Consider the following 21,630-nt stretch of genomic DNA (forward strand, 5'->3'; position numbering starts at 1 on the left):
CAGAAGGGGTCGTGGTCGCGCGCGACCGATTTCATCAGCGCGTGCACCTGCCGATCGTCGTCGTCGGACAGCACGGGCTGCAGGCCCCAGCCAGCGCGGTATCGCCCCAGGCTGCGCCGCGGCGGTACCGACAGACCCTGCTGCACGAACCAGGCAGCGACCGCCTCGTCGCTCCACAGTCGCTGCGGCAGGCCGAGCGCATCGGGGAGGTGTCCGACCATGGCGGTCAGCAGCGTGCGCTCGACCGTGGCGTCAAGCTTGCGGCCGCTGCCGGCGGTGCGGCCGCGCCGGCGCAGCAGCACCGCATCCCAGCCGCCGGCCAGATAGGCCTTGTGGGCGGCGATGACCGTAGGCGCGCTCAGACGCACCGCGGCCGACACCGCGGCCACGGTCATGCCGGCCAGGCGCAGCCTGACGGCTTCGCGGCGGCGTTCGTTCAACTCTTCGGCAGGCAGGTTTCTAGCGTCCATTCTTCACGGACAGGGTTGTCATCCGTCATGTAGAGTACAAGCATTCAGTGCGCAGATGATGTGCATTAATTATTTAGTGGCCGTTAAACCGACGGACAACTTGGCTTGTCAGGAGAGAACATGAAGGACGTCGCCGAACTGAAAACCTTGCACATGGCGCTGCTGGACATCGTCCGGGATGCGGGCAAGTGCGTGATGGATGTGTATGCGACTGACTTTGAAGTTACTGATAAATCAGATAATTCGCCGGTTACGCAAGCCGACAAGAAGGCGGATGAGGTGATCGTTGCCCGCTTGAAGGCGCTGACACCGGATATTTTCATCGTGTCTGAAGAGTCGACCGAAGCTGGTCAGCGCCCTGCGGATGGCGCGCCTTTCTGGCTGGTTGATCCGCTGGATGGCACGAAAGAGTTCATCAACCGCAACGGCGAATTCACGGTCAACATCGCGCTGATCGAAAACGGTCAGCCGGTGCTCGGGGTCGTGCTGGCGCCGGCCTTGGGCCGCCTGTTCTCCGGCATCGCCGGCGTCGGCGCCTGGCTGGAGGATGCCGATGGCGCGCGCGAAATCCGCTGTCGCGTGCCGCCAGCCGAAGGTCTCACCGTGGTGGCCAGCCGTTCGCACGGCGACGCGGCCGCGCTCGACGCCTACCTCGCCGGACGCAAGGTGGCCGACCTGCGCAATGCCGGCTCGTCGCTGAAGATCTGCCTGGTCGCGGCCGGCGAAGCAGACGTCTATCCGCGCCTCGGCCGCACGATGGAATGGGACATCGCCGCCGGACACGCGGTGCTGGTCGCCGCCGGTGGCCGCATCGAGCAGGTCGACGGCTCGCCGTTCAGCTACGGCAAAGCGGATTTCGCCAACCCGCACTTCGCGGCCTGGGGGCTCGGCGCCTGAGTTCCCTGTCATGACCGCCTGGCTGGTTCTCGCCTCCATCGGCCTGCTGCTCGCACTGCTGGTGCATGGGCGTATCCCGCCGGCACCGTTGTTCGCCGGGCTGGCCACCAGTTACTACCTGGCCGGTTTGCTCGACCAGAAGGCCTGGCTGGCCAGTTACACCAATCCGGCGCTGGCCATGCTGGTCATGCTGCTGCTGGTGTCGCTGGTGATCGAGCGCTCGCCGATACTGGAGCGCGTGTCCGACCGGCTGCTGCGCGGCTCGCCCGGCTGGGCGGTCGTGCGCTTCACCTCGGTCACCACGCTGTTCTCCGCCTTCCTGAACAACACCGCGGTGGTGGGTGCGCTGCTCGGCGTGGTGACCAAGCAGCGTCATCACCCGGCCTCGCTGTTGCTGATCCCGCTCTCCTTCGCCGCCATCGTCGGCGGCGTCACGACGCTGGTCGGTACCTCGACCAATCTGGTGGTCAGTTCGCTGATGGTGAATGCCGGCATGAAGCCGCTGGGCATGTTCGACCCGAGCTGGGTCGGCGTGCCAGTGGCGCTGGTGTGCGTGGCGGTGCTGGCACTGAGCGTGCGCCTGCTGCCGCGGCACGCGGCGAACGACCGCGAACTGCAGCAGGCCTATTTTCTGGAAGCGCGGGTCGAGCCGGCGTCGTCGCTGATCGGCCGCAGCATCGAGCAGAACAGGCTGCGCAATCTCGAAGGCCTGTTCCTGCTCGAAATCATGCGCGACGGCAGGCTCATCTCGCCGGTCGCGCCGACCGAGGTGATCGAGTCGGGCGACGTGCTCATTTTCACCGGCGAGGTGGACAAGATGGCCGCGCTGCAGCGCTTCGACGGCCTGCAGGTGTTCGGCGTCGAGGCGGGTTCGCTGCTGCGCTCCAACCTGCTCGAAGTGGTGGTGTCCAGCCAGTCGGAACTGGCGAATAAGACGTTGCGCGAAGTTGATTTCCGCACCATGTTTGACGCTGGCGTGGTCGGCATACGCCGCGGCGACAAGCGCCTGACCGGCCAGCTCGGGCGCGTGCCGCTGCACGTCGGCGACAGCCTGCTGCTGGCGGTCGGCCCCGATTTCGCCAATCACCGCAACATCGACCGCAACTTCCATCTGGTCGGCGGCACCGTGCGACCGCGGCTCACGCCGCTGCAGAGCCGGCTCACGCTGGGCGCCTTCGCAGCGGTGATCGCGCTGTCCGGTCTGGAAATCGTGCCGCTGTTCACCGGCCTGCTGCTGCTGCTCGGTGGCCTCGTGGTCAGCGGTCTGCTGACGCTGGGCGAAATGCGGCGACGCTTTCCGTTCGACCTGGTGCTTACCATCGGCTCGTCGCTGGCCATCGCCCAGGTGCTGGAGAACAGCGGCGCCGCGGAACTGATGACCGGCGCGTTGCGTGCGCTGTACGACGGTCACGGCGTGGTGGGCGCCTTCATCGGCATCTATCTGCTGACGGTCATCCTGACCGAACTGGTGACCAACAACGCCGCTGCCGCGCTGGCCTTTCCGATCGCACTGTCGACCGCGCGCGCCTTCGACGCCGACCCGATGCCCTTCGTGATGGCCGTGCTGTACGGCGCCAGTGCCGGCTTCCTGATCCCTTTCGGCTACCAGACCCATCTGATGGTCTATTCGCCTGGGCGCTACCGCATGCTGGATTTCGTACGTGTCGGCCTGCCGATCAGCGTCGCCTATGGGGCGACCGTACTGCTGCTGGTGCCGGTGTTCTTCCCGTTCGCCCGCTGAACTGCACAGGGCGCGCTCAGGCGGCCTGACCGGCGCACCAGCCCGACGACCAGGCCCACTGGAAGTTGTAACCGCCGAGCCAGCCGGTCACATCGACCACCTCGCCGACGAAGTGCAGGCCGGGTACCCGGCGAGCGGCCATCGTCTTCTGGTCGAGGTCACGCGTATCGACACCACCCAGCGTCACTTCCGCCTTGTTGTAGCCGAGTGTGCCGGACGGATGCAGCGCCCAGCCCTTGAGCTTCGCCGCGATGTCGGCCAGCGCAGCGCGGGGCAGCTCGACCAGTGCGCTGTCCCATCGGCCGCCGCCTTCGAAATCCACCCACTGCTGGGCGAAGCGCTTCGGCAGGTGTTCCGCCAGCAGTCCAGCCAGTGTCTGCCGGCCGGCACGCGCCGATTGCAGCCAGCCTTCCGCGTCGTCCACGTCCGGCAGCAGGTCGATGCGTACCGGCTCGCGGCCGCCCGCCTGCTGCCAATAGCTCGAAGCCTGCAGGATGGCCGGACCGGACAGGCCGCGGTGGGTGAGCAGGGTCTGTTCGCGGAATTCCGGGCCGTCGCAGGACGCGATCGAATCGAAGGAGGCGCCGGACAGTTCGCCGAAGCGGGCCAGCCAGTCCGGGTCCAGCGCCAGCGGTACCAGTGCCGGCTTGGGCGACACCACCTTGAGGCCGAACTGCTCGGCCACCTTGTAGCCGAAGGGCGTGGCGCCGATCTTGGGCACCGTGAGCCCGCCGGTGGCGATCACCAGCGAGGCGCCGAAGCGCACGCCCTGGTCGGTATCGACGCGGAACAGATCGCCTTCGCGCGTCACGCCCAGCACCGCCGACGGCTGCTGCCAGCGCACGCCGACCATGTCGCACTCGGCCTTCAGCAGGTCGATGATCTGCTGCGAACTGTCGTCGCAGAACAGCTGGCCCAGCGTCTTCTCGTGGTAGCGGATGCCGTGCCGCTCGACCAGCGCGACGAAATCGCGCGGCGTGTAGCGCGACAGCGCCGAGCGGCAGAAATGCGGGTTCTGCGACAGGAAGCAGTCCGGCCGGAGGTCGCGGTTGGTGAAATTGCAGCGGCCGCCGCCTGAAATGCGGATCTTTTCGGCCAGCTTCGGATAGTGGTCGATCAGCAGCACGCTGCGGCCGCGGCTTCCCGCAGTGGCGGCACACATCAGGCCGGCCGCGCCGGCGCCGATCACGATCACGTCGACATGCATGGACGGGGAGGGCGGATGGACGAAAGGCGCGAGTGTAGCGGGCGGCAGCGCAAACCCGAGGCCTGAAGTAGCATCGCCGGATGCGATTCATCCACTCCCTGCGTCGCGGTTCGGTGCGCACCCGGCTGGTCATGCTGGTGCTGGCGCCGCCATTGCTGATGCTGCCGCTGCTGATCGGGCTGGTCGTGCACTGGGGCAATTCGGCCTACGACCAGCTGCTCATCTACAAGGTGAATGCCGAACTGACCATCGCGCGCCAGTATTTCGACCGCGTACTCGATGGCCAGAAACAGGCGATTGCCGGTCTCGCCGCATCGGGCAGGCTGCGCAGCGTGCTCGACAACCCGGCGAAGCTCGGCGCGCTGCTGGGCGCTCAAGCGAGCTCGCAGCACTTCGACTATCTGTACGTGCTCGATCGCGAGGGGCGGGTGCGTGCAGCATCCAACGGCGCGAAGCCCGGTGAGACGCGCACCGACTGGCCGGTGGTGCGCGGTGCGCTCGCAGGCGACGCCAAGGTCGTGCTGTCGGTGTTCGACGCCGCTCGGCTCGAAGCGATCAGCCCGCCGCTGCTGGAGCGCGCCCGCCTCGCCATCGTACCGACCACCAACGCCCGACCCGATCCGCGCAGCGAGGAAGACCGCGGCATGGTGATCCACATCGCGGTGCCGATACTCGACGCGCAGGGCGAACAGATCGGCGTGCTCGAGGGCGGTCAGTTGCTGAACCGCAATCTCGATTTCGTCGACACCATCAACGACCTCGTCTACAACGACGGCGCACTGCCGCTGGGCTCGCGCGGCACCGCCACGCTCTTTCTCGACGATGTGCGCATCGCCACCAATGTGCGCATGTTCGGCGGTGACCGCGCGCTCGGCACGCGCGTATCGGCGGCGGTGCGCCACCGCGTGCTCGACAACGGCGAGCGCTGGCTGGACCGCGCCTTCGTCGTGAACGACTGGTATGTGTCGGGCTATGAGCCGGTGGTCGATGGCGACGACCGGCGCATCGGCATGCTCTACGTCGGCTTTCTCGAAGCGCCCTTCCGCGAGGTGAAGCAGAACATCCTGGCGGCGCTGATCGGGCTGTTCGCGCTCATCATGGCGGCCGGCGTCGTGCTGTCGCTGCGCGGTGCGCGCAGCATCTTCAGACCGATCGAGCGGATGGACGCCACCATCGGCGCCGTCGAGAAAGGCGACCCCTCGGCGCGCACCGGTGCGGTCGAGGGTGGCGAGGAGATCGCCCGTCTGGCCAGTCACCTCGACACGCTGCTCGACACTGTGGCCGCGCGCGAAGCCGAGCTGAAACAGCTCAATGCCGAACTGGACCAGAAGGTGGTCGAGCGCACGGCCGAACTGCGCGAGGCGCAGCGCCAGCTGGTGCGCTCGGAAAAGCTGGCCGCCATCGGCCAGCTCACCGCCGGCGTGGCACACGAAATCAACAACCCGATCGCCGTCATGCAGGGCAATCTCGACCTGATGCGCGCCTTGCTCGGCCCGGCCGGCAATACGGTGAAGACCGAAATCCGGCTGCTCGACGAACAGATCAACCGCATCCGCGTCATCGTGACCAAGCTGCTGCAGTACGCGCGACCGGGCGAGTTCGCCGGCTATGTGGACGAGCTGGACACCGGCGCGCTGCTGCACGACACGCTGCCGCTGGTGCAGCACCAGGCGCGCAAGTCGGGCGTCGACATCGTGTTCGATACCGCGGCGACGACGCGCGTGCGCATCAATCGCGATGAACTGCAGCAGGTGCTGGTGAACCTCGTCGTCAATGCGCTGCACGCGATGCCCGACGGCGGCACACTGACGCTGAGCACGCGCGACAGCGTCGATCCGCCCGGCGCGCGCATCGACGTGCGCGACACCGGCCACGGCATCGCGCCCGAACACATCGGCCGCGTATTCGACCCCTTCTTCACCACCAAGCGCTCGGAAGGCACCGGCCTCGGGCTGTCGGTGTCACTCGGTCTGATCGAGCGCTATGGCGGCACCATCACGGTCAGCAGCACGCCGGGCGAGGGCACCTGCTTCAGCGTGCACCTGCTGGCCGAACCGCAGTTCCGCGGCGCCGAGGGGCCGGCGCACGCGTAAGGGCGGCGTCGCGACGTGGTCGGCTTCGATGTCGGCTGCAATCGCGAGCAAGCTTGCTCCCACAGAAACCCGGCTCAGCTCGCGGATCGGGAGTGTGTTCGTGGGAGCGACCTTTGGTCGCGATGCGGCGATCGAGGGCCGCCGGCTTCGGTACATGCCGCAATCGCGACCAAAGGTCGCTCCCACAGAACCTTCGCTCGAGTCGCCGACCCGTCTCCTGCCGCTGCCTCAGCGCACGATGGAAAAACCGACCCGGAACTGCGCCGGACCGCTGCGGTTGTAGTCGATCAGGCTCTCGCCGTAGCCATTGAAGTACTGGAAGTGCAGGAAGCCGCCGGCGCCGGCATCGGCCAGCAGGCGGCGCTTCAGGCGGTAGGACAGGTCGAGCTGCAGCGAGCCCTGGTCGCCCGGATAGCTTTCCGCCTTCAGCAGCCAGCCGTCGTCATTGCCCACTTCGAGGCCGACCAGCGCGTAGCCACGGTACTTCGAAATGTCGCGGTTGGTCGGGTCGCGGTCGGTGTAATCGAACAGCTTCACCGAGGCGCCGACGTGCGTGTTGTGGTCGATGTCCCAGCGCCATGAGGGCTTCACGAACAGGGTGTCGATCGAGCGCGATTCGCTGCCGTCGCGTCCGTTCGACTGGTGCTCGTAGCCGGCTTGCGCGCTGACCGTGTGACGCGAACCGATCTGCCGGTAGGGGCCGAACTCGTAGAAGAAGCTGGGCTTGTAAGTGGTGTCGCGGAAGGGTTTGGAGTCGCCGCTCCAGTCCCAGGTCGAGGTCTGGGTGTAGCCGAAGTGCAGGCCGGTCAGCAGATCGCCGAGCGGCAGTTCGGTCGCCCAGCCCTCCGGGTCGAAGATGCGGTACTTGAACGACAGCTGGAAGCGCGCCGTGGTGTCGCCGCGTGAGCCGGCGACGAAATAGACCGGTTCGTGCGTCCCCAGACCGATGCGATTGCGGCCCAGATTGACCACGCCCGCCGGTTCGGCGTCCGGGTCGTCGGTCGCGGCGGGTCGTGTGGCGCCGGGCGTCGTGACGGCGACCGCGCCGGCGGCCAGCGGCGCCGGCCTGAGCTGCACCAGAAGTACGCTGGACGCAGCCGAGGTCAGTTCCAGACGACCGGTGCCGTCGAGATCGGTCGGGAATACTGCCGAGTAGTCGCGTCGCCCGCCCTGTGTCGGCGTGGCAGCACGCAGCGTCACGTCGGCGGCGCGGGCGCCGACGATGATGCGCGCCTTCAGTTCGTCGGGCAGTGTGTCGCCGGTGGTCGACACGACGGTGAGCGTGAGCGGCAGACCCGGATCGACCACGGTCTGCCGCGTGGCAAGCAGCAGGTCAGCCTGTGCGGGGGCGGCGAGCAGTGCGCCGAGCAGCGCGAACAGCGTGGCGGCGGGACGGAAGGACGCGGCGTGGCGCGGGCGGATCATGGCGAGGCTCCTGGGTGGACTGCCCGCGATTCTGCCTCGGCGCCGGCACCTTGCGCTGTCGGCATGAGCCGACCGCACGCAGGCGCCGTCCTACCGCGTGTTCACCACAGCGTTTCCCGCTCCGGCGACGCACTGATGCGATGGATGGCGAGGTCGGCCCCCTCGAATTCCTGCTCCGGGTCGAGGCGCAGTCCGACGAAGACGCGGATCGTGCCGTAGATGACGAAGCCGCCGGCCAGCGCGATGGCGACGCCGGCCACGGTGCCGACCAGCTGAGTCATGAAGGTGACCGAGCCCAGACCGCCGAGCGCTTCCAGTCCGAACAGGCCGGCTGCGATGCCGCCCCAGGCGCCGCACAGACCGTGCAGCGGCCATACGCCGAGCACGTCGTCGATCTTCCAGCGATTCTGCGTCAGCGTGAACATCAGTACGAACAGGCCGCCGGCGACCGCACCGGTGGCCAGCGCACCGAGCGGGTGCATCAGGTCGGAACCGGCGCAGACCGCGACCAGCCCGGCCAGCGGGCCGTTGTGCACGAAACCGGGGTCGTTGCGACCGGCCACCAGTGCGACCAGCGTGCCGCCGACCATGGCCATCAGCGAATTGACGGCGACCAGGCCATTCACCGCTTCCAGCTTCTGCGCGCTCATCACGTTGAAGCCGAACCAGCCCACGGTCAGTATCCAGGCGCCCAGGGCGAGGAAGGGAATGCTCGATGGCGGGTGGGCGGAGATGCCACCGTCGCGCGAATAGCGGCCGCGCCGCGCGCCGAGCAGCAGCACGGCGGCGAGCGCGACCCAGCCGCCGAAGGCATGCACCACCACCGAGCCGGCGAAGTCATGGAAAGGGGCACCGAACTGCGTTTCAAGCCATTTCTGGAAGCCGAAGTTGGCGTTCCACACCATGCCTTCGAACAGCGGATAGAGCAGGCCGACGATCAGCGCGGTCGCCATCACCTGCGGCCAGAAGCGCGCGCGTTCGGCGATGCCGCCGGACACGATGGCCGGGATCGCGGCCGCGAAGGTGAGCAGGAAAAAGAACTTCACCAGGTCGTAACCACTCGACTGTGTCAGCGAAGCTGCGCTGCCGAAGAAGTGCACGCCATAGGAAATGCCGTAGCCGATGAAAAAATACACCAGCGTCGATACGCAGAAGTCGACCAGAATCTTCACCAGTGCATTCACCTGACTCTTGCGCCGCACCGTGCCGACTTCGAGGAAGGCAAAGCCGGCGTGCATCGCCAGCACCATGATGGCGCCGAGCAGGATGAACAACACGTCGGTCGATGTCTTGAAACTGTCCATGAGGGCTCCGGAAATCACAATCGCGGTGCGTTTAGCAAGGAGCGCACCAGAATGTGACGGTCCGGTGACGGTTGATGCACGACGATTGAGCATTGCCCGGCGTGCCGCACCGGGCCGTGCTCCCGATGCGGGTCATGGACGGCGCGTGGTCCGCACTGCGGCGGGGCGTTGCCCGTTTGATGGCACTAAAAGTGTGCCTGCTGAAACAAAATCGATCAAAATGCCCCGCTGTGGTGCAAAGAGCTTTGTGCGAGATTCAGGAGACAGTGTTGAAGTACAGCAATTTCAGGTCGTTCGTGAGCGTCGTCGAGGCGCGCAATCCGGGGCAGCCGGAGTTCATGCAGGCGGTCACCGAGGTGATGGAAAGCCTGTGGCCCTTCATCGAGGCGCATCCGCGCTACGCCGAGCAGGCGCTGCTCGAGCGGCTGGTCGAACCGGAGCGGGTCATCATCTTCCGCGTCAGCTGGGTGGACGACAAAGGCGAGGTGCAGGTCAATCGCGGCTACCGCATCCAGCACAGCTCGGCCATCGGCCCCTACAAGGGCGGCATCCGCTTCCACCCGTCGGTGAACCTGTCCATCCTGAAGTTCCTCGCCTTCGAGCAGACCTTCAAGAACGCGCTCACCACGCTGCCCATGGGTGGCGGCAAGGGCGGTTCGGACTTCGATCCGAAAGGACGCAGCCAGGGCGAAGTCATGCGTTTCTGCCAGGCTTTCGTGTCGGAGCTGTTCCGCCACATCGGCTCGGACACCGATGTGCCGGCCGGTGACATCGGCGTCGGCGGCCGCGAGGTCGGCTATATGGCGGGCATGATGAAGAAGCTGTCGAACCGTGCCGACTGCGTGTTCACCGGCAAGGGGCTGAGCTTCGGCGGTTCGCTGATCCGGCCGGAAGCGACCGGTTACGGCACCGTCTATTTCGCCGAGGAAATGCTGTGCCACGCCGGCCATTCGATGGCCGGCCTGCGCGTCGCCGTGTCCGGCTCGGGCAATGTGGCGCAGTACGCGGTGGAGAAGGCGATGGCGCTGGGCGCCAAGGTGGTCACGGTGTCCGATTCCAGTGGCACGGTGATCGACGAGGACGGATTCACGCCGGAAAAACTGGCCATCTTGATGGAAGTGAAGAACGTGCAATACGGCCGCGTCAGCGACTACGCGAAGAAGGTCGGCGCCGCTTTCGAGGCGAACATGCGGCCGTGGCGCGTGCCGGTCGATGTCGCGCTGCCTTGCGCGACGCAGAACGAACTGGACGAGAACGACGCGCGCACGCTGATCGCCAATGGCGTCCGTTGCGTGGCCGAGGGCGCCAACATGCCGTCGACCATCGAAGCGGCCAAGGCCTTCGAAGCGGCCGGCGTGCTGTACGCGCCGGGCAAGGCATCGAATGCCGGGGGTGTCGCGACTTCGGGTCTGGAAATGAGCCAGAACGCGCTCCGCATGAGCTGGACGCGCGACGAGGTCGATACCCGTCTGCTGCACATCATGCAGGGCATCCACGGCGCCTGCCTGCAGTACGGCAAACGCAAGGACGGGCGCGTCAGCTATCTCGACGGCGCCAACGTCGCCGGCTTCGTCAAGGTGGCGGAGGCGATGCTGGGGCAGGGCGTGGTCTGACGGGTTCGCCCGCGCGCGCCGCCGCGCGGGAGTGGACGAGTGCCGGCGTTGGCCGCCTGAAGTAGCGCCGGCGACCGGCAACAGCCGCGTCGCGGCCAAGGCCGCTCCCACAGGGATCGCGCGCGATCCGTGGTCGGAGCCGGGGTTCTGTGGGAGGGGTCTTCTGACCCCGACAGCGGCCTGAACCGAAGCCGCAGTCCGCGGCGGCAGAGTCAGGACCAACAAAAAGCCCACTCCTCGGAGTGGGCTTTTTGTATGGAGCTGCGCGCCGATTACTTCAGGATGGTCGCCAGCGAGTCGGCCACGTAATCGATGTTCTTCGAGTTCAGCGCGGCCAGGCAGATGCGGCCGGTGCTCACCGCGTAGATGCCGAATTCGTCGCGCAGACGGTCGACCTGGGCCACGGTCAGGCCGGTGTAGCTGAACATGCCGCGCTGGCGCACGACGAAGGAGAAGTCGCGCGCCACACCGCGGGCCGACAGCTTGTCCACCAGGCCGGTGCGCATGGCGCGGATGCGCTCGCGCATTTCGCCCAGTTCCTGTTCCCACATCGTGCGCAGTTCCGGCGTCGCCAGAACCGAAGCGACGATGGCGCCGCCGTGGGTCGGCGGATTGGAGTAGTTGGTGCGAATGGTGCGCTTGAGCTGGCTCAGCACGCGCGCCGACTCGTCCTTCGACGCGGTCACGATGGACAGCGCGCCGACGCGCTCGCCATACAGCGAGAAGGACTTCGAGAACGAGCTGGAAATGACGAAGCTCAGGCCGGACTGCACGAACTGGCGCACCGCCACGGCGTCCTGGTCGATGCCGTCGGCGAAGCCCTGGTAGGCCATGTCGAGGAAGGGCACCAGGTTGCGCGACTTGCACACCTCGACGACTTCGCCCCACTGGGCGTCGGTCAGATCGGCGCCGGTCGGGTTGTGGCAGCAGGCGTGCAGCAGAACGATCTGGTTGGCCGGCAGCGCCTTCAGGTGGGCGATCATCGCGTCGAAGCGCACGCCGCGGGTGTCAGCGTCGAAATACGGGTAGACATCGACTTCAAAGCCGGCGGCTTCGAACAGCGCACGGTGGTTTTCCCAGCTCGGGTCGCTGATATACACCTTGGCCTGCGGCAGCAGACGCTTCAGGAAGTCGGCGCCGATCTTCAGCGCGCCGGTGCCGCCCAGGGCCTGGGCAGTGACCACGCGGCCGTCGGCGGTCAGGGCCGCGCCCTGACCGAACAGCAGGTCCTGCACCGCCTTGTTGTAGGCCGGCGCACCTTCGATCGGCTGGTAGCCGCGCGGCGGCGCATTCTTCATGCGCGCCTCTTCGGCCGTGCGCACCGCGCGCAGCAGCGGCAGCTTGCCCGCGTCGTCGTAGTACACGCCCACGCCCAGGTTCACCTTGGTGGTGCGGGTATCGGCGTTGAAGGCTTCGGTCAGGCCCAGGATGGGGTCGCGCGGGGCCATCTCGACGGACGAGAAAACGGACGGGTTCATGCGTGCTCCGGTGTGCAGGGTTGGTTTGCCCGGTACGGGCGGTGCGTCGTGCTATTAAAGATAGGTCGAAAAACCGACAACAATCGCGCTAATGTCTGCCTTTGCCTAGACGCCGCCGAAGTCGCGCGGTCATCAGGCTGCAAACGATTTGTGCAACGCAAAATTCTACCATGTCGGAAACTGTCGCCGCACCCGCCTTGTTAACCTTTGACAACAGCCCCTACCGGCTGCACCAGCCCTTCCCGCCGGCCGGCGATCAGCCGGGTGCCATCGCCAAACTGGTCGAGGGCATCGACGACGGGCTCATGTTCCAGACCCTGCTCGGCGTGACCGGTTCGGGCAAGACCTTCACGATGGCCAACGTGATCGCGCGCACCGGTCGCCCGGCCATCGTGATGGCGCCGAACAAGACGCTGGCCGCCCAGCTGTATTCGGAATTCCGCGAGTTCTTCCCTGAGAACGCGGTCGAGTACTTCGTCAGCTACTACGACTACTACCAGCCGGAAGCCTACGTGCCGTCGAAGGACCTGTTCATCGAGAAGGACAGCGCCATCAACGAGCACATCGAACAGATGCGGCTGTCGGCGACCAAGAGCCTGATGGAGCGGCGCGACGTGGTCATCGTTGCCAGCGTGTCGTCGATCTACGGTATCGGCGACCCGGTGGATTACCACGCGATGATCCTGCACCTGCGCGAAGGCGGCACGCTGCACCAGCGCGACATCATCGCGCGGCTGGTGCAGATGCAGTATCAGCGCAACGACATCGACTTCAAGCGCGGTACTTTCCGCGTGCGTGGCGACGTGATCGACATCTTCCCGGCCGAACACGCCGAGAACGCGCTGCGCGTGTCGCTGTTCGACGACCAGATCGAGGAACTGTCGCTGTTCGACCCGCTGACCGGCCAGGTGCGCAGCCGCATCGGCCGCTTCACCGTCTATCCGTCCAGCCACTACGTGACGCCGCGCGCGACCGTGCTGCGGGCGATCGACGCGATCAAGACCGAGCTGGAAATGCGTTCGAAGGAATTCGTCAGCCAGCACAAGCTGGTCGAGGCGCAGCGCATCGAACAGCGCACCCGTTTCGATCTCGAAATGCTGAACGAACTGGGCTTCTGCAAGGGCATCGAGAACTACTCGCGTCACCTGTCGGGCCGCCAGCCGGGCGAGCCGCCGCCGACGCTGATCGACTACCTGCCGCCGGACGCGCTGATGTTCATCGATGAGTCGCATGTGACCATTCCGCAGATCGGCGGCATGTACAAGGGCGACATGGCGCGCAAGACCAATCTGGTCGATTTCGGTTTCCGCCTGCCCTCGGCGCTGGACAACCGACCGCTCAAGTTCGACGAATTCGAGAAGCTGATGCCGCAGACCGTGTTCGTGTCGGCCACGCCGTCCGCCTACGAGGCCGCCAACCAGGGCCAGGTGGTGGAGCAGGTGGTGCGGCCGACCGGCCTGGTCGACCCGGTGGTCGATATCCGCCCGGCGTCGACGCAGGTGGACGACCTGCTGGGCGAGATCCGCAAGCGGGTCGAGGCGTCCGAGCGGGTGCTGGTGACCGTGCTGACCAAGCGACTGGCCGAGGACCTGACCGACTACTTCAGCGAGAACGGCGTGCGCGTGCGCTATCTGCACTCGGACATCGACACCGTCGAGCGGGTGGAAATCATCCGCGACCTGCGGCTGGGCGAATTCGACGTGCTGGTGGGCATCAACCTGCTGCGCGAAGGCCTGGACATCCCCGAGGTGTCGCTGGTCGCCATCCTCGACGCCGACAAGGAGGGCTTCCTGCGTTCGGAGCGCAGCCTGATCCAGACCATAGGCCGGGCGGCCCGACATCTGCACGGCACGGCCATCCTGTACGCCGACAACATGACTGACTCGATGAAGCGCGCCATCGCCGAAACCGAGCGGCGGCGCGCCAAGCAGATCGCGCACAACGAGGCGCACGGCATCACGCCGAAGGGCGTGGTCAAGCGGATCAAGGACATCATCGACGGCGTCTACGACCAGGAAGAGGTCGCCCGCGAACTGATGGTGGCCGAGGAACACGCGCGCTTCGAGGCGATGAGCGAGAAGGATCTGGCGCGGGAGATCAAGAAGCTCGAAAAGGAAATGGTCGAGCACGCGAAGAACCTGGAATTCGAAAAGGCGGCCGAGGCGCGCGACCGGCTCTTCAAGCTGCGCAGCGGGGCTTTCGGCGTCGCTTGAGCCGGCACGGTCTCAGCGACCGGCCGCCGCTTCGCGTCGTGGCAGCGGAATGGCCGCGGCCGGCGGCGTGCTCCCACCGGCGAGGCGATTGACGATGCGCTCGACGCCGAGCACCAGCAGCAGCGCTTCGTCGCCGTCGCCACTGCCGCCCAGCACCGATTCGCCCAGCACATTGCCGCCGGCCAGCATGGCCGGTATCGGGCGCAGGCGGGCGGTCGATACTTCCGGAATGTCGCCCAGCGCGTCGGCCAGTATGCCGATGCGAGTGTCGTCGTCGCGGCGCAGCACCAGTACCTGTCGCGTCGAGTCGGCGGCGGCTGGGACAACCGATTCGTCGTCGTGCAGCATGCTGGCGATATCGAATACGGCGATCGGCACGCCGTCGTACATCAGATAGCCGGCCATGGTTTCACCGGCACCGGGCACGCCGGTCAGACCGGCCGCATCGACCGCCTCGATGACTTTCTCGGTGCGCAGTCCGAACCAGTTTCGGCCGACGCGGAAGGTGGCGATTTCCACCGTGTCGTCGCTGCTCGCGTCGCCGCGGATCGCCGGCGCTGAGCAACGCGTTTCGGCGGACTGCACGGCAACCATGCACAGCGGCATGAATACCAGTGCGGTAACGCGTGTGCGGGCGGCGTTCGCGCCGCTGCCGTACTCACGGTAGCCGTGCGAGTTCGCCACGCCGACTGCGAAGTACTGGTCGTCGATGCGCAGCACGCCGCTGCCGTCGTCGGCCAGCGCCAGCGCCTCGACAGCCTCCTGCGGACGGTGACCGGGGCGCCACCGCTCGTCGGTGCAGGCGATCACCTGGGCGTCGGCGTCGATGAAGGCCGCGAAGCAGCCGTTGCGGACCGCGCCGTCGGCGCCGCGCGGCAGGCAGTCGCGCAGCATGGCGAGCAGTTGCGGCGCGCTGTCGAACACGATGCCGACGCCGCCGATGGCCGCCGCCTTTTCGTCGCCGGCCGAAGGCGCGCGCAGCGCTGCGCCATATATATAAGTGGGTGCGTTGCCGTAAAGCGCGCTTGGCGCGAAGGCGGACACCGCCCAGGCCTGCGAGTCTTCCAGCGCCAGCGTCCGGCGCACCCAGTCCTCACCCGGCGCGCGCCCGCTCCACGACGCGCCACCCGCGGTCGAACCCGATTCGGCGATGACCACGCCTTGCGCGTCGAACACCAGCAGGTTGGCATAGACGGTGTATAGCGAGTGGATGTAGCGCAGCACTTCGGTTACGCGCTGGCGACCCGCTTCGTCCACCGGTGCCGCCAGCACCTCGCGGAACACCGAGGTGAGCGCCCACCAGCGACAGTCGTTGGCGCGCTCGTACAGATTGCGGTCGAGGATGTCGATGGCCAGCGACGCCGCGAAGCGGCTGTCGTGCAGGATGGCCGACACCACGGTTTCGTGCAGATTGGCGATCGAGCGCTCGAACACGTCGCGCGTGCGGTCGCCGGTATTGCTGATTTCCCACAGCAGTATTTTCGAGAAGGCCGGGTTCAGTGCGCGCTGCGAACTGCTCTGCCGGACGTTGCCGTTCCACACCGAGCGGTTCAGCGTGCGCTGGATGCGGTCGGCCTGTTCCGGGATGCGCCGCAGTTGTTCGGAAAACAGTGTCGGGCTGGACATGATGGCGCGGCGGACGTCGTCGCCCAGCGCGCGCAGCGGTGCGGCCGCTTCGCGCGCGAAGGCGTGCTCGACCGGCAGCATCACCAGCCCGCACCAGCCGGGGCCGGCGTAGCCCTGATAACCGCGGCTCGGGCAGCGCATGGCGAGGTATTCGCGCGCGGCGAAGCGCAGCCGCTGGACTTCCGGACCGTCGGGGCAGGGCAGACGGGCGCCGAGCGGAATGTGGAAGCGGTCGGAGCTGGCGATCACCCGGTGGTCGGCGTCGACGACCAGGATGACGGCCCAGTCGTCGGCCGTCAGCAGGCCGTCGAAGATGCGCTGCATTTCGTCGTCGAAGCGGAACACCAGACTGAGCACGCCGATCGCATCGCCGGCCTCGTCGCTGACGCGGCAGGAATAGACCAGCGACTGTGTCTGTGCCGGAAGGAAGTCGATGGCGCGGAAGGTCTCCACGTAGCCGGCGTCGGTCGTCAGCGCCTCGGCGATCAGCGCGTCGTGCGACTGCACCGGTGCCGCGGCGTCGTCCAGCCGCAGCAGGATGTGGCCGTCGGTGTCGGTCAGCACGATGTCGGAATACACGGTGTACTTCGCCGCGTACTCGGCGAAGCGCGCGCGCAGTTGCGTCCGCGCGGCGGTCAGGTCGCGCGCCAGCAGCACGTTTCCAGCGCATTGGCGGACCTTGCCGATGAACTGCCGGATGTCGGCGTCGCAGGCGAGGAAACCGATGTCGGCGGTGCGCTCGAACAGGTTGCGCACCAGGATATCGATCGCCACCTGTGCCTTGGCCGACATGTCCAGCCGGCAGGTGCGCAGTTCCTCGTGGCCGAGCTGGTTGAGCAGCGTGCCGGTCAGTTCGGCGAAAGCGTGCCGGGTCCCGCTCATGTCGGTGCCGGTTCCGGACAGCTGACCCAGCATGGTGAGGTTGTCCCAGACCGACTGCAGGTTGCGCAGCAGTTCGCGGTACTCCTCGACGTTGTCCATGTGGCGGATGACGCCCGCCAACTCGGTATCGACTTCGATGTTCTTGTACTGGGCCATGGCTCGGCGCTCCTCATGTGCGATGTGTGCTGACGCACCCGGAGGGCGCCGCTTCTTGTTTTCGCTCTGCATCCCGGGTCATAACGATCGCCGGGCGCGGATTCATGAGCATCGTTAGTGCCGTAACTCCCGTTCTTCCGTGACGCAGTTCCTCGGTGCCCGGGATGGCGGGCGCCGCTCCCGGCGCGCGTGCCGTGCGCCGTTCGACAGCTGCGAACCCGCATCGCCGATCATGGTCGACTGACCGACACGTACACGAGCGTCTGGCGCTCGGAACCCCACTTTCGCCTTCCGCACGATGTCCCTCATCCCATACCTCTGTTGCGTTCTTGCGCTGACCAGCGCCGCCCCGGCGCTGTACGCCGCTCGCAGCGAAGCGCAGATCAGTCCGCGCGCAAGCGTCGCCCTGCTGTCGGCGAGCGACGTGGCCGCCCCCGGTCAGACGCTCGATCTGGGTCTGCACTTCCGTTTCCAGCCGGGCTGGCACATCTACTGGATGAATCCGGGCGACGCCGGCCAGCCGCCGCGCATCGAGGTGTTCGCGCCCGCCGGCAGCGCGCTCGGTGACGTGAACTGGCCGGCGCCGGAACGTCATGTCGATGGGCCGATCACCACTTTCGTCCATCAGGGCGAGGTGCTGCTGCCTTTCACGGTGACGCTGCCGCCGGCCCTCGCCGGCGCAGCCGCGCTGTCGGTGAAGGCGAACTGGCTGGTGTGCAAGGACATCTGCATTCCGGAAGAGGGTGTGTTCAGGCTGGCTCTGCCTGCCGGCTCGCCGCAGGACAGTGCCGAGGCACCGCTGTTCGAGGCGGCGCGCGCAGCCGTGCCGACACGCAGTGAGTGGCGTGCGACGGTCGATGCGCAGGGCGTGCTGACACTGGAGGGGGCGGGCACCGGCACCCTGCAGGCGGCCGACTTCTTCCCGGCCGATTGGGGGCGTGTCGAACACGGGGCCGCCCAGACCTTGAGCACGACGGGCGATACCGCGCGCATCGCGCTGACGCCGGGCCCGGACTTCGATCCGGAGAAGGCGCTCGAAGGCGTGCTGCGCGTGCGCGGTGCCGACGGCATCGAGCGGGCGCTGTGGGTGACGACGCCCGGTGCATCGACGGTACGCACGCCGGCACTCAGTCTGGCGGCGGCCGATGCCTTGCCGCCCGCGGCACCGGCGAGCCCGGTCGCTGCGCCCGCCGACGAGGGGCTACTGTGGCCGCTGCTGTTCGCCTTCGCCGGCGGTTTGCTGCTGAACCTGATGCCCTGCGTGTTCCCGGTGCTGGCGATCAAGGCGCTGTCGTTCGCAAAGATGGGGGGCGACCACGCCGCGGCAGTGCGCCTGCAGTCGCTGGCCTACTGCGCCGGGGTGGTTGCGAGTTTCCTGCTGCTGGCCGCTCTGCTGCTCGCGCTGCGTGCCGCCGGCACGCAGGCCGGATGGGGGTTCCAGTTCCAGTCGCCGGTGTTCGTCGCCGCCATGGCCACCTTGCTGTTCGGCATCGGACTGAACCTCTCCGGCGTTTTCGACATCGGCGCCCGGCTCGCGTCGGCCGGCGAGTCGCTGGCCTCGCGCGGTGGGCTCGCGGGCAGCTTCTTCACCGGCGTGCTGGCGGTGGTGGTCGCCACACCCTGTACCGCGCCCTTCATGGGCGGGGCGATCGCGGCGGCGCTGGGCGCGCCGGCGCCGGTGACCGTGGGCATCTTCGTCGCGCTCGGACTGGGCATGGCGCTGCCCTATCTGCTGTTCGCCTTCTTTCCGGCGGTGGCTGCGCACATGCCCCGACCGGGCGCGTGGATGGAAAGATTGAAGCAGGCGCTGGCCTTCCCGATGTACGGTGCGGCCGCCTGGCTGGTCTGGGTGCTGAGCCAGCAGAGCGGGGCCGATGGCGTGCTGCACGTGCTGGCCGCACTGCTGCTGGTGGCGCTGGCAGCCTGGCTGTTCGGTGTCGCGCAGCGCGCCTCTGCGGGCAACTGGAGCTGGCGCGGTGCGGCAGCGTTGGCACTGCTGGCCGGCCTGCTGGCGCTCGGTCGCACGCCGGAGCCAGCGGCGACGATGCCTGTCGCGCAGACAGCCGAAGGTGCCTACTCGGTACAGCGGCTGGCCGATCTGCGCGCTGCCGGCACACCGGTGTTCGTGAACATGACCGCCGCCTGGTGCGTCACCTGCCTGATGAACGAGAAGGTCGCCCTGTCGACCGACGCCGTGCAGGGCGCCTTCGCCGCGCGCGGCATCGTCTATCTGAAAGGCGACTGGACGCGCGCCGACCCGGACATCACCCGTTTCTTGCAGTCGCACGGTCGCGACGGCGTACCGCTCTACGTGTATTACGCGCCCGGCCGGGAGGGTGTCGTACTGCCGCAGATCCTGACGCCGCAGATCGTGCTCGATCACATCGCTTCATGAGGAGATTTCGTCGATGAACACCCAAGCCGCGCTCCGTACCGGCCTGCTGGCCAGCCTACTGTTTGCTGCTGCCGTCCATGCTGCGCCGCGCATCGGCGAGCCGGCACCGGCCTTCACCGCCGTTGATTCCAACGGCCGGACGGTGAAGCTGTCCGATTTCGCCGGCCGGACGGTGGTGATGGAATGGACCAATCACGGTTGTCCCTATGTGCAGAAGTGGTACGGCGGCGGCATGCAGGCGCTGCAGAAGGACGCCACCGGCAAGGGGGCGGTGTGGCTCACCGTGCTCAGTTCGGCACCGGGCACGCAGGGTCACGTCGACGGTCCGACGGCCAACCGCATGATGAAGGAGCAGGGCGCGGCGCCGACCCACTACCTGCTGGACTACGAAGGCAAGGTCGGTCGCGCCTACGCGGCACAGGTAACGCCGCACATGTACGTCATCGCGCCGGACGGCCGGCTCGCCTATATGGGCGGCATCGACAGCATCGCGTCGACCGAGGTGAACGACATTGCGAAGGCCGAGCCGCTGACGCGGCTGGCGATCGATGCGGTACTGGCGGGGAAACCGGTCGCCAAGGCGCAGACGCGGCCCTATGGCTGCTCGGTGAAGTACGCGAACTGATGGTTAGGAAGCGGCCGGTGCATGCCTCGCACCGGCCGGCGGAAGGCGTACTCAGGCGCTGACGCTGCCGGTGCCCGGATGATTCGCCGCGTGCATGCGGTTCTGCGCCTTGACCAGACGCTCCATCGTGCGCAGGTCCTTGCGGTCGAGCTTCATCGCGCCGCGCACCCACTCGCGCGTCACGTCCTCGAGTTCCTGGTAGGTCAGGCGCACGTAGGCGTGCATCTTGGCGCGCTGGAAGGCGCGGAAGCCCTTGAGCTGGGACGCCATCGAACGCATGACGTCGCGCGCCACCCACTCGCCGCGGCCCGGTTCGGCCAGGTGATCGACCAGACCCAGTTCGTGCATCTTCTCGGCCGGCAGCACCTTCGCGTTCAGGATCAGGTCTTCCGCCACGCGCGGACCCGCCTTGCGCGCGACCAGACTGTAGGCGCCCATGCCCGGGAACAGGTTGAACATCATTTCCGGGAAGCCCAGCTTGGCGCCGCGTTCGGCGATCACCACGTGGCAGGACAGCGCCGCCTCGAAACCACCGCCCAGCGCGTCGCCCTGGACCACGGCCATCGACACCGCGTCGGCATGCAGACCGGCGACGTTGTTGTTGATGGCGCGGATGCAGGCTTCGGCGTAGCGCATCAGTCCGGCCTCGTCGCCTGCCTCGACCAGCTTCTGGAACAGGTCGAGATCGCCGCCGAGGTTATAGACGCCGGGGACGCCCGAGCAGTTGAGGAAGAAATCCACCGTGCCCGGTGCCAGTTCCACCTCCTGTTGTTGCGCCACGACGTCGGCCAGCAGCTCCGGCGTGAAGCAGGGGCGTCCGGTCGGGTGGGCGTACATCCACAAGGCGCGCGTTTCCGCCTCGTAGCGTGAAGTCAGGATGGGTGTGGACAGCAGGCGTGGCGCATTGGCGGCCATGCCCGGCAGCGGCACCGTGTGCAGATGAGCACGGGTGCGATCAATGATCTGCATTGCACGCCTCCATACGAAATACATCGCGGGCAGGCGCGGCAGCGTCGATACTCTTTCCGGAGCGATACGGCAGGTGCCGTCCTGCTCCATGGCGCGGGGTCAACAGATCCATTTCAGCCTCCGTCGGCATGTCCGACTTTAAGCATGCTGAAAACAATCGCCTCTTGAGGCGAATTGGAGAGGCAGTTTTCCTGCCTTTTTTTCCTGCTGTCTGGTGCACGAATCCAGACAGAGTCTGACCCTGTAAGTGCATGTTACGACAAGGCGGAACAGTTTTGCTTGAAAATTTGATTGCACCCTGCGGCGGGCCACCGGATGACCCGCGCAGGGTGTCGTGCACCTCGCCGGAACGGCCCAGGCTGCGCTTGCCGGTCGCCTTGCCTGACGATGGCACCCGGGTGATGCGGTGCACGATCCGCTGTCGTCAGCTCGCCGTCGGACGGCGCCCGCTCGGCTATAGTCGGGCGCACAGGATGGGGTATCCGCCCCCGGCGCCTGCCGGGCGCAGAGCATGCGGACCCGATCCACGGAGACAT

Annotated in this window: 14 protein-coding genes; 7 read left to right on the forward strand and 7 right to left on the reverse strand. The window is 67.1% G+C overall.

The features are described from left to right. The first annotated feature begins 590 nt into the window (after positions 1–590). Positions 591–1,367, forward strand: a complete 777-nt coding sequence (cysQ, locus tag METFAM1_RS0102270) for a 3'(2'),5'-bisphosphate nucleotidase CysQ (protein ID WP_019917899.1) — start codon at positions 591–593, stop codon at positions 1,365–1,367. Positions 1,368–1,377: 10 nt separating this feature from the next. Then, positions 1,378–3,108: an SLC13 family permease gene (locus tag METFAM1_RS0102275; protein WP_019917900.1), complete on the forward strand. Its 1,731-nt coding sequence runs from the start codon at positions 1,378–1,380 to the stop codon at positions 3,106–3,108. A 16-nt stretch (positions 3,109–3,124) separates the two neighbouring features. Here METFAM1_RS0102275 and METFAM1_RS0102280 read toward each other — a convergent pair whose 3' ends face one another. Beyond that, complete coding sequence (locus METFAM1_RS0102280; RefSeq protein ID WP_019917901.1) at positions 3,125–4,315, reverse strand: BaiN/RdsA family NAD(P)/FAD-dependent oxidoreductase; 1,191 nt, start codon at positions 4,313–4,315, stop codon at positions 3,125–3,127. Between the two features lie 80 nt (positions 4,316–4,395). Between METFAM1_RS0102280 and METFAM1_RS0102285 the strand changes: the two genes are divergently transcribed. Continuing rightward, positions 4,396–6,408, forward strand: coding sequence for a cache domain-containing protein (locus METFAM1_RS0102285; protein WP_019917902.1), 2,013 nt, complete (start codon positions 4,396–4,398; stop codon positions 6,406–6,408). 228 nt (positions 6,409–6,636) lie between these two features. Here METFAM1_RS0102285 and METFAM1_RS0102290 read toward each other — a convergent pair whose 3' ends face one another. Then, a complete protein-coding gene (locus METFAM1_RS0102290) occupies positions 6,637–7,833 on the reverse strand; it encodes a phospholipase A (protein ID WP_019917903.1) in 1,197 nt (398 codons plus the stop codon). Positions 7,834–7,934: 101 nt separating this feature from the next. Beyond that, positions 7,935–9,137: an ammonium transporter gene (locus tag METFAM1_RS0102295; protein ID WP_019917904.1), complete on the reverse strand. Its 1,203-nt coding sequence runs from the start codon at positions 9,135–9,137 to the stop codon at positions 7,935–7,937. 269 nt (positions 9,138–9,406) lie between these two features. Between METFAM1_RS0102295 and gdhA the strand changes: the two genes are divergently transcribed. After that, positions 9,407–10,750, forward strand: a complete 1,344-nt coding sequence (gene gdhA, locus METFAM1_RS0102300; RefSeq protein ID WP_019917905.1) for an NADP-specific glutamate dehydrogenase — start codon at positions 9,407–9,409, stop codon at positions 10,748–10,750. Between the two features lie 272 nt (positions 10,751–11,022). Here the strand turns inward: gdhA and METFAM1_RS0102305 are convergent, their stop codons facing one another. Further along, on the reverse strand, positions 11,023–12,228 hold the full coding sequence (locus METFAM1_RS0102305) for an amino acid aminotransferase (protein ID WP_024300391.1): 1,206 nt from the start codon (positions 12,226–12,228) through the stop codon (positions 11,023–11,025). A gap of 170 nt (positions 12,229–12,398) precedes the next feature. Here METFAM1_RS0102305 and uvrB point away from each other — a divergent pair, with 170 nt between their 5' ends. Continuing rightward, positions 12,399–14,441: an excinuclease ABC subunit UvrB gene (uvrB, locus tag METFAM1_RS0102310; RefSeq protein WP_019917907.1), complete on the forward strand. Its 2,043-nt coding sequence runs from the start codon at positions 12,399–12,401 to the stop codon at positions 14,439–14,441. 12 nt (positions 14,442–14,453) lie between these two features. Here uvrB and METFAM1_RS0102315 read toward each other — a convergent pair whose 3' ends face one another. Beyond that, entirely contained in the window at positions 14,454–17,105 is a 2,652-nt protein-coding gene (locus METFAM1_RS0102315; RefSeq protein ID WP_019917911.1) for a chemotaxis protein CheW, read from the reverse strand. Positions 17,106–17,403: 298 nt separating this feature from the next. Between METFAM1_RS0102315 and METFAM1_RS0102320 the strand changes: the two genes are divergently transcribed. Together METFAM1_RS0102320 and METFAM1_RS0102325 are read left to right on the forward strand one after the other, a co-directional pair. Continuing rightward, positions 17,404–19,500, forward strand: coding sequence for a protein-disulfide reductase DsbD family protein (locus METFAM1_RS0102320; protein WP_019917913.1), 2,097 nt, complete (start codon positions 17,404–17,406; stop codon positions 19,498–19,500). Positions 19,501–19,513: 13 nt separating this feature from the next. After that, complete coding sequence (locus METFAM1_RS0102325) at positions 19,514–20,125, forward strand: redoxin domain-containing protein (protein ID WP_019917914.1); 612 nt, start codon at positions 19,514–19,516, stop codon at positions 20,123–20,125. Positions 20,126–20,176: 51 nt separating this feature from the next. Here the strand turns inward: METFAM1_RS0102325 and METFAM1_RS0102330 are convergent, their stop codons facing one another. Both METFAM1_RS0102330 and METFAM1_RS20750 read right to left on the reverse strand, forming a co-directional pair. Beyond that, positions 20,177–21,094: a crotonase/enoyl-CoA hydratase family protein gene (locus METFAM1_RS0102330; protein ID WP_019917915.1), complete on the reverse strand. Its 918-nt coding sequence runs from the start codon at positions 21,092–21,094 to the stop codon at positions 20,177–20,179. Beyond that, the gene (locus METFAM1_RS20750; RefSeq protein ID WP_157256655.1) at positions 21,081–21,506 is read right to left on the reverse strand and encodes a hypothetical protein; all 426 of its coding nucleotides are present in this window, start codon (positions 21,504–21,506) and stop codon (positions 21,081–21,083) included. The genes METFAM1_RS0102330 and METFAM1_RS20750 overlap by 14 nt, the downstream gene beginning before the upstream one ends. Between the last annotated feature and the right edge of the window lie 124 nt (positions 21,507–21,630).

This window comes from Methyloversatilis discipulorum (assembly GCF_000527135.1).
GTDB lineage: Bacteria > Pseudomonadota > Gammaproteobacteria > Burkholderiales > Rhodocyclaceae > Methyloversatilis > Methyloversatilis discipulorum.